Source organism: Streptomyces sp. AK08-02, from assembly GCF_033795085.1.
Lineage (GTDB): Bacteria > Actinomycetota > Actinomycetes > Streptomycetales > Streptomycetaceae > Streptomyces > Streptomyces echiniscabiei.
This window is the reverse complement of sequence record NZ_JARAZV010000004.1, coordinates 529,520-537,923: the sequence shown is the minus strand read 5'-3', so window position 1 is coordinate 537,923 and position 8,404 is coordinate 529,520. Positions and strand designations below refer to the sequence as shown.

At 68.6% G+C, this 8,404-nt stretch carries 7 protein-coding genes; 2 read left to right on the top strand and 5 right to left on the bottom strand.

The window, feature by feature from the left end:
* Positions 1-152 precede the first annotated feature (152 nt).
* Both PV734_RS10955 and PV734_RS10950 read left to right on the top strand, forming a co-directional pair.
* Positions 153-1,484: a glutamine synthetase family protein gene (locus PV734_RS10955; RefSeq protein ID WP_370743250.1), complete on the top strand. Its 1,332-nt coding sequence runs from the start codon at positions 153-155 to the stop codon at positions 1,482-1,484.
* 17 nt (positions 1,485-1,501) lie between these two features.
* Entirely contained in the window at positions 1,502-2,788 is a 1,287-nt protein-coding gene (locus tag PV734_RS10950) for a cytochrome P450 (RefSeq protein ID WP_319289356.1), read from the top strand.
* Positions 2,789-2,861: 73 nt separating this feature from the next.
* Here the strand turns inward: PV734_RS10950 and PV734_RS10945 are convergent, their stop codons facing one another.
* From PV734_RS10945 to PV734_RS10925, 5 genes are all read right to left on the bottom strand, one after another.
* Entirely contained in the window at positions 2,862-3,461 is a 600-nt protein-coding gene (locus PV734_RS10945) for a transposase family protein (RefSeq protein WP_319289355.1), read from the bottom strand.
* The gene (locus PV734_RS10940) at positions 3,383-3,964 is read right to left on the bottom strand and encodes a hypothetical protein (RefSeq protein ID WP_319289354.1); all 582 of its coding nucleotides are present in this window, start codon (positions 3,962-3,964) and stop codon (positions 3,383-3,385) included. The genes PV734_RS10945 and PV734_RS10940 overlap by 79 nt, the downstream gene beginning before the upstream one ends.
* Before the next feature lie 174 nt (positions 3,965-4,138).
* Positions 4,139-4,549 carry a hypothetical protein gene (locus tag PV734_RS10935; RefSeq protein WP_069757853.1) on the bottom strand — a complete coding sequence of 137 codons (411 nt, stop codon included), beginning with the start codon at positions 4,547-4,549 and terminating at the stop codon, positions 4,139-4,141.
* A complete protein-coding gene (locus tag PV734_RS10930; RefSeq protein ID WP_319289353.1) occupies positions 4,546-6,693 on the bottom strand; it encodes an integrase in 2,148 nt (715 codons plus the stop codon). The genes PV734_RS10935 and PV734_RS10930 overlap by 4 nt, the downstream gene beginning before the upstream one ends.
* Positions 6,690-8,399: a hypothetical protein gene (locus tag PV734_RS10925; protein WP_319289352.1), complete on the bottom strand. Its 1,710-nt coding sequence runs from the start codon at positions 8,397-8,399 to the stop codon at positions 6,690-6,692. The genes PV734_RS10930 and PV734_RS10925 overlap by 4 nt, the downstream gene beginning before the upstream one ends.
* Positions 8,400-8,404 lie beyond the last annotated feature (5 nt).

Sequence of the window (8,404 nt, the reverse complement as noted above, 5' to 3'; positions counted from 1 at the left end):
CAGTGGCCCGACGAACTCCCACTCGGCATCGGACAGTTCATGGCGACGTATCACCCCACCATGATCCACTACTCAAGATCTTTTGAAGACACCGCCTAGCGCCCGAGGAGACATCGGTGAGCGCAGACCCAACCCCCAGCCTCCGTCAGCACATGCAGCGACTCGCCGCCGACGGCATCGACGTGGTGCGCGTGACCTATCCCGACCTGATCGGCACCGACCGAGCGCGCGACGTGCTGTTGGACCACCTGCCGTCGGCCTGCGACCACGGCCTGGCCTTCTGCCGGGCCGTGTACCACACCAGCCCCCAGGGCCACGTGGTGCCCGTCTCCGGCGGTCTCGACGCCGGCCTGCCCGACATCACCGTGCGACCGGACCTGGACACCCTGGTCCCCCTCCCCTGGGAACCCGGCGTCGCCTCCTGCCTCGCCGACGTCACCGACCCGGCCACCGGCCTGCCCGCGCCCGAGTCACCCCGCGATCTGCTGCGCACCGTCCTCGACCGATGTGCCGAACACGGCCTGCGTCCGGTGGTCGGCCCCGAGCTCGAGTACTTCCTCTGCGCCGAGGACCCGGCCTCCCCGAGCGGCTGGAAGCGTTACTCGAGTGCCACCGGCGTCGTCTACACCGCCGGTCTGCGCGCCGACGGCGACAATCACCTGCTCCGCACGCTGCGTCTGCTGCGGGACATGAACATCGGCGTGACCAGCGGAAACCACGAGTTCGACGGCAGCCAGTTCGAGATCAACCTCACCCACTCCGACGCCCTGTCCGCCGCGGACCGCGCCTTCCGCTTCAAGTCCGCGATCAAGGAACTGGCCCGGCAGGAGGGCAAACTCGCCACCTTCATGGCCAAGCCGTTCAACGACGCCGGAGGCTCCGGTTTCCACCTCCACCTGTCCTGCGACAGCTCCTCCGACGAGGAAGGCGCCGGTAACTCCTTCGACGATCCCGCCGGGCCGTACGGACTGTCCGCCACCGCACGCCACGCCGTCGCCGGCATCCTCGCCCACGCCCCGGCCCTGGCCGCACTGGCCAACCCGACCGTGAACTCCTACCGGCGTTTCGGCCCGGACACCCTCGCTCCCTGGCTGATCGACTGGGGCCTGGACAACCGCAGCGCCATGATCCGCATTCCGCCCGAGCGCGGCTCCGGCGCCCGGTTCGAACTGCGCCTCGGTGACGCCAGCGCCAACCCGTATCTGCTGATCGCGGGCACGGTCGCCGCCGCACTGCTCGGGGTTCTGACCGGCGAGGAACCCCCCGCCCCGCTGGAGGGGTACGGCTACGACACTGCCAAGGCAGCCATGCTGCCCATGAACCTGCCGGCCGCGCTCGACGCCCTGGAAGCGGACACGGAGCTGACCGACATCCTCGGCAAGGACTTCACCGCCTCGTTCCTCTCCTACAAGCGCAACGAAATCGAACGCTTCCAACGGCACGTCACCGACTGGGAGTTCACCGAGTACGCCTACCACCTGTGACGACTGGGAGCCATGCGATGACGACCGAGACACCGACCGCCGCCGTGAACGAACCGATGCCACTGGCAGACGTCAACCTCGCCGATCTGGACAACTTCACCGACGGCATCACCCCATGGCGCATGTTCCACACCCTGCGCCACCAGGACCCGGTGCACTGGCAGCCCGAGGAGGCCCCCAACTCCGGCTTCTGGGCCGTGACCCGCCACGCCGACATCGCCCGCGTCGACCGTGACGCCGAGACCTTCACCTCCACGAAGTTTGTCAACCTCGAAGAAGTCGACGAGGACCAGATCAAGACCCGCGCCTCCATCCTGGAGCTGGACGGTGTCCGCCACCGCGCGCTGCGCAGTCTGCTTCAGCGCCAGTTCGGCGCGAGCGTCATCAACAGCTACACCGACTTCCTGCGTGGCCTGACCGCCACCACGCTGGACGCGGCGCTGGCCAAGGGGACCTTCGACTTCGTCAAAGAGATCTCCGCCGACTTCCCCATCAACGTCCTCGCCCGCCTCCTCGACGTACCGCCGGAGGACAACCAGCAGCTCATCGACTGGGGCAACCGGATCATCGGCAACACCGACCCCGACTACGCCGATGTCCTGCTGGACAGCGCGGAGAGCGAGCAGTACCGGCACCTGCCCTTCCGCTCCCCCGCCTCGCTGGAGGTCTTCGAGTACGGCCGTGAGCTGGCCCGGCAGCGGCGCGGCGGCGACGGCACCGACCTGGTGTCGAAGCTGGTGAACACCATCCCGAAGGACGGTGTGCCGCTCTCGTCACAGGACTTCGACAACTACTTCCTGCTCCTCGTCGTGGCCGGCAACGAGACCACCCGCCACACCATCACCCACTCCATGCTGGCCCTCCTCCAGCACCCCGACCAGCTGGCCCGCCTCAAGGACGACCCGTCCCTGATCCCGGGCGCGGTCGAGGAGTTCCTGCGCTGGGCCTCCCCCGTCTACCACTTCCGCCGCACCGCCACCCAGGACGTCGAACTCGGCGGCAAGCGGATCAAGGAGGGCGACAAGGTCGTCATGTGGTACGCCTCCGGCAACCGTGACGAGGCGGCCTTCGGCAACCCGTACGACTTGGATGTCACCCGCGCCGACAACGACCACGTCACCTTCGGCAAGGGCAGCCCCCACCTGTGCCTGGGCAACCTGCTCGCCCGCACCGAGATCCGCATCATGTTCGAGGAGCTGATCCCCAGGATCGCCGACATCCGCCTCGTCGGCGATGTCCCGCGCGTCCGCTCCAACTTCGTCAACGGCATCAAGAAACTACCCGTCGAAGTCACCCTCGCCTGATCGCAGCGGCCCATCCGCACGGCGGCTCACGAAGGTGGGCACGAGCCCAAGGGCCAGCCCCTCATGTTTGTTGTCAAGCGAACTCCGTCTCGAGGATTGCAACGATGACCGATTTCAGGTTGGCGAAGCCGTGCTCGACGGCGGCGCGTTCGCGGTTGAGCAGGCGGTTCGCTTCTCTCTCCGCGTCGGTGAGCTGGTGGTTGCGGGTGGCCTTGCGGCCGGTGATGATCACCGGGTGGTCGTCGGGGTCGTCGTCCAGGCCGACGAGTCCGAGATCGGCCAGGGCTCCGAGACCGGCCTCGCGCAGGTGTCCGATGATCTTGTTGTGGCGGGCGGTGGTGATCTCGCTGGACCGGCCCGGCTTCGCCGCCGGGATCCAGATCACGTTGCCTTGCTCGTCGGTCAGCGCGAGAAACAGCAGGCCATGGGACTTGTGTTTGCCGCTGTAGTTCTTCCGGTTGTCCTTCCCGGTGCGGCGCCGGGTGCGGATGAGGGTGCCGCCCAGCAGGACCACGACCCCGCCGGCACGGGCGATCTTCTTCAGCGCGCGGTCCAGGCGCGGGGCGCGGGCGAACAGCAGGCGGATCACTTCCATCACCCAGCGGCGCACGGTGGAGGCGGAGACCGCGTTGCCGCCGGCCATGTCGGCAAGACGCTGGTCGTGACGGAGCACGGCGAGCACGATGACCGCCTGGGTCCCGGAACTGACCTTGCGCCAGCGGGTTTGCGCAGCTGGCCACGGACCGGCTCGACCTTGCCCGGCGTGAGCTCCCGACCCAGCATCCCAGCGACGTCCTTGGCCATCACCGGACCCTCCGCCCCGGCCACGATCTCCATGATCCGCCGATACTCCGGGGTCAGGGACTCCACCCCCATCCCCTCGGACCGGTCCGGCACCAGACGCATCCCGCCCGCACCCGGCTCCGGCTCCGGCTCCGGCTCCGGCTCCGGCTCCGGCTCCGGCTCCGGCTCCGGCTCCGGCTCCGGCTCCGGCTCCACAATGCCCGACGACCGACGTCCACCATCGGTTGCCTCGGCCCACTGCCCGAACACCACCTCGGCTGCTTCCAGCCGGGCCAACTGCGACTCGATCCCGGACAGTTCCTTGCGGAGCAGCTCAGCCCGTCCTTCCAGCTCAAGCCGTTGCTGGACCGTCCATGTCAGCACATCCGTCATACACACCTCCCACCAGGAGGCTATGCAGCGGCCCGCTGCCCCGGCCCCGGGAATCCCAGAGGCCGCCCGTGACGGACGATCACGTGCTAACGATCTCTCGCCCGACCAGCACGAGAACCCCGCGGAGACCTCACACCAGCCCTGCTGACCAGCGGAAATCAGGATGGCAGATCTTCATTGCTCCGACGGACGGAAGGCAACGACGTTGTCTGGGACCTGCGAGCGGGGCGCCGACTGGCTTTGCTGGTCGGTCAGGACCGCGGCGGCGAGGGTGAGACGGGTGACTAGCTCTCGCAGTTCCTTGATCTCCCTTCGCTGGTTCGAGACGGTCTCTTTGAGCTTGACCACGGACTCGCGCAGTCGGCGCTCCGCCTCGGGGACTTGCTGCGCTTCGGTGCGTACCCGTTCGTAGAATTCGTTCTTCAAATCCGCGTGCCGCTTCATCAGCGCCATGCGGTGGACGTCTGCCTCGACGGCGAGGGCCGCGATGGTGAGACTCCCATTGGAAGCGGTGGCCTGCCCGGCCAGGAGGCGGTCCATCGCCTCGCGGATGCGCGTGCGCTCGTCGGTGGGTTGCTCGGTCATCTCAGGACCTCGGCGGTCTCGGCAGCGGCGGCGTGGGTAACGGCGGCCTGGCGGAGTCGGGCGGCGTGGGCCTGCAGCCGGTTGCCGATGTGCATGGGTGCATGCGCGGCGAGCTGGTCGATCTCGTCGGCACGATCACGCAGTTGACTGGCATGAGTGTCGGTGCGGGCCATGTTTCCGCAGCCCGCCCGGCAGTCGACCACATTCGGCGAGGTCGCGTTCGCTGCCGGTTCACACAATGCCGTCTCGCGCTTGAATGCGCAGATCAGGAGGGCGTCGGAGTTGTCGAACAGGACAATGCCGTCCCGGGCGAGATAGGCGGCCGCCTTCCTCGCGAACGTGGAGGGGACGATGCGGCCCTCGAAGTGCGGGGCTTGGGTCGCGCCGGTGACAGCGCGACGGGCCGCCGGTCCCGAGATCTTCTCACCGGCGGCCATGCGGTCACGAAGACGCGCGGCGGTGTCGGCCGCGGCAAGGGCTGTCTCGACATCGAGCACCCCGTGGATGCCCCGGCGGCCGAGGGCTCCGTAGCCGGTGGATGTGCGTGCATCCAGGACGGTGCGCATGTGGCCGTACTGGATGGCGAGGGCGATCAGCCCGCCCGGGCGGCGGGCGATGTGCCAGGCCAGCGTACGTCTGAACCGGGCCATGCCGAGCTCACCGTGCGGGTCCTGGGGGATGGCCTGTTCCGGAAGGCCCTGGGCGACGGCTTCGCGGTTGGCCCAGGCGACGAAGCTGCCGATGCGGCGGTTCAGAGTCCCGTTCTTCAGCGCCCCCTGGTGGGCTTTGACCCCCTGGAAGTCGTGATGGGCGGCGCTGAAAAGGAGCTCCCCTTCGGGGACGATGCGCTCAAGGATGCGAATCGAGCGGACGACAGGGGCGATGGCGACCCAGGGGACCTCCCGCTCGACGCCGGCGGAGATGTGGTGGCCGTTGTCGTTGGTGACCTCCTTGTAGTGATGGCTGCGGATGAGGTGGCGTCCAGGGGTGCCGTCGGGTCGGGGCGCCGGGTCAGGGCAACACCCGGAGCGCAAGCCTTGCGCTTCCTGCGGCCGCATGCCGGTCAGATAGAGGATGATGATCATGGCGGCCGTGCCGAGGTGCTTCATCAGGTCGGCGGCCTCATTGAAGTCGAGGCTCTGGCGCCAGGGGCGTCCGGCGACCTGGCCGGTAACCGGAACGTCCAGTGGGCATGGGCCGGGCCGGTACGCGGCCAGGTTGGTCAACCCGTGCTGCTTCTTGAAGCGATCGACCTGGCCGAGGCTGGCACCGGTGGTTGCGGCGATGAAAGCGCGGGCCAGGGTGTGGCCACCGTCGCATCCTGTGCTGGGTATCGGGGCTCCGGAGGTGATGAGGGGCAGCAGGGTCTCCTCAATTCGGGCGCGTCCCGCGGGGGTGGCGGTGCTGGCGGAAGCGATGCTGAGCAGCCGGCGCCGTTCGGTCCAGGCGGCCAGGATGTCCTCGGCGAGGTCGTCGACCATGCGGCCGGCCCAGACCAGCAGTGGGCCGATGACCTGCGGGTCCAAGGGTTCGGTGGTGTTCTCACGGCCGCCTTCACCGGTGGCGGAGGGCAGGTAGTCGTCGACGCCCTCGGTGTCCCAGGGAGGTCGGGGGATCCCCGAGGGGTGGGCAGCGAGTTGGTCGTAGGCCCATAGGTCGGTCAGCCGGGCGAGGACCTTCTTGGAGTAAGCGCGTGTGATGCCGCTCTGCCAGCGCTCCGTGGTGTATGCGCTCCACCACTCGTCGGTAAAAGCTCCGAGGTCGGACATGCCGCGCTCGTGCGCCCAGTGGGCAAGGCGGATCCACTCACGGCATGTCTCCAGGATGTCGTCGGCGGAGCCGCGGGTCCGTGCGCGGTGTCCGCGGGTCTGGACAACGGTGGGTCGCAGCTCGCCGTTGATCATGATCCAGGCTGGCAGCTTCAACTGGCCGCGCAGCCCGATCGGGCACCTGCTCCAATGGATTTTGGAGAGTGTGGCGCCCGGATTGTCGATGAGTGGCGCCAAGGGCCAGACCGCATCAGCGTAGCGGCCGTTGGGGTGCCGGTTGCCGGCGCTGATCCACCGGTCCATCACGACGGGGGAATCCGGCGTCGGCATGGGCAGCACGTACGGGTCGACTTCATCGACGAGGGCGGAGGTCACGAGGCCAGCTCTCCCTTCAGTAGGAGCGCGACGACCGTGCGGTCCCGGTCGCTGACCCGGCCCAGCGCGGCATTCCAGGCGGCTGGGCCCACTCTGTCGCGCATGTCGTTCAGGCGTAGCAGGTGGTCGTGCCAGCGCGCCGTCCAGGTGTGATCGGGGAGCACCGAGCGAAGGCTCATCAGTTGCTGATGCAGATGGGCGAGGCGGGGATGGTGACCGGGGTGGACATGGGCGTTGCCGCAGGCCAGGCAGAGTAGGAAGTCCGCTGCGCAGCCCCCGTCCGGGGCGGGCCAGGGGCTGGTGGTGTCGTCCTCGCAATCGGCCGTCGCGGTCTCGTGATGCGCGGGGTTCGGCTCACGTGCGAGGTGTCCGCCGAAGACGGTTGCCTGCGCTTGCTGGAGTGCTTCGTGGGCGCCGGCTTCGAAGACTGCTTGGGATGCTCGCTGGACTCGCTGGTCGGGCAGCACGTAGACGCTCTCGTGGGTGCCCTGGGTGTGCTGCATGGGTCTGCCCTCGCGGGTGACCGTCGTGCGCCTGGTGCGTTGGAACGGCGATCCGCTCAGCCCGTGGCTTCGAGCCCAGCTGGTGGCGTCGACACGGGAGACACCGAAGACCAGCGGGCCGATGCGCGGTGGGCGATCCAGATCGCGGCGCTCGCGCCCGACTTGTTGCAGGCGTGCGGTCATCAGCAGGTCGGTGCCGGGGGCCAGCTTCGCGGCGAGCGCGCGGCCGTGTGCGGTGGCGTCCAGGGCCTGTGTGATCAGACGTCCCGGGGAGGCGGCTCCCGAGTCGGTGATGTTCTCCGTGCTGAACCACCGGCCCGCCCCGGGTCGCCGCTTCTCCACCTGCACCAGGTATGTCACCGTCGTCCTCTCACCAACCGACGGCGCCCGGGTGGGCGCGGGCATGCGGTCGTAGACGGACAGATTCCAGGCAAAGCGGTCGGTCAGCAGCACGGCCAGGGCAGTCAGCTCGTGCCGGGTCAAGAACAGCCGGCCCCACGTTCGTTCGACGCTGCCCCCGCCGAGGAGACCACGGTGCCTCAGGTTGGTCAGGCCATCGCTCCGCCGTGCGCGGGGCACGTCTCCGGTGCACGCCATCACGTCGAGGATCTGGCCGAGCTGCGCTTCACGGCTGCCTTCGGGCAGTTGCCCGAGCCGCCAGCGCTCCAGCACGATGGTGTTGTCCCGGATGCGCATCCAAGCGGCGCGGAACTGGCGCTGCGCGGTGAGTAGCACTTGCTCGCGTTCCGCATCCTCGTACGACTGCTTGCTCGGCGTTCCCTGTGGCACCCGGCGGGCGAGCTCTTCGGCCACTTGGCCGGTGCGCAGCCTCGGGTCCGCGCGCAGCAGGACCCGAATGGTGGCCAGCGTGATCCTGCCCGTGTTGGTCTTGATGTTCCGCTCGCGCCAGCGTTTCAGGGCGGCGGCGGTCAGGCCGTCGAGATCCTCAGGCGGGTTGTCCAGGCGGGAAAGGAAGCGCACGAAGACCAGCAGTTGGTTCCAGTAGTGGTCGGCGGAGGAGTGGCTCGTCCACCGACGGGACTGGGCAGCAAAGAGCGCGGCCAGCGAGTGCCGCATACGCTCTGGGGCGGGCAGCTTCGCGAAGTCGAACTCCTTCTTCTCGCCGGCCTTGTTGCCTACCGTCACTACCAGTCCGTCCCGGGGACGCGGCGGTCCGGTGCGATAGCCGGCCGGCGGCAACACGGCCC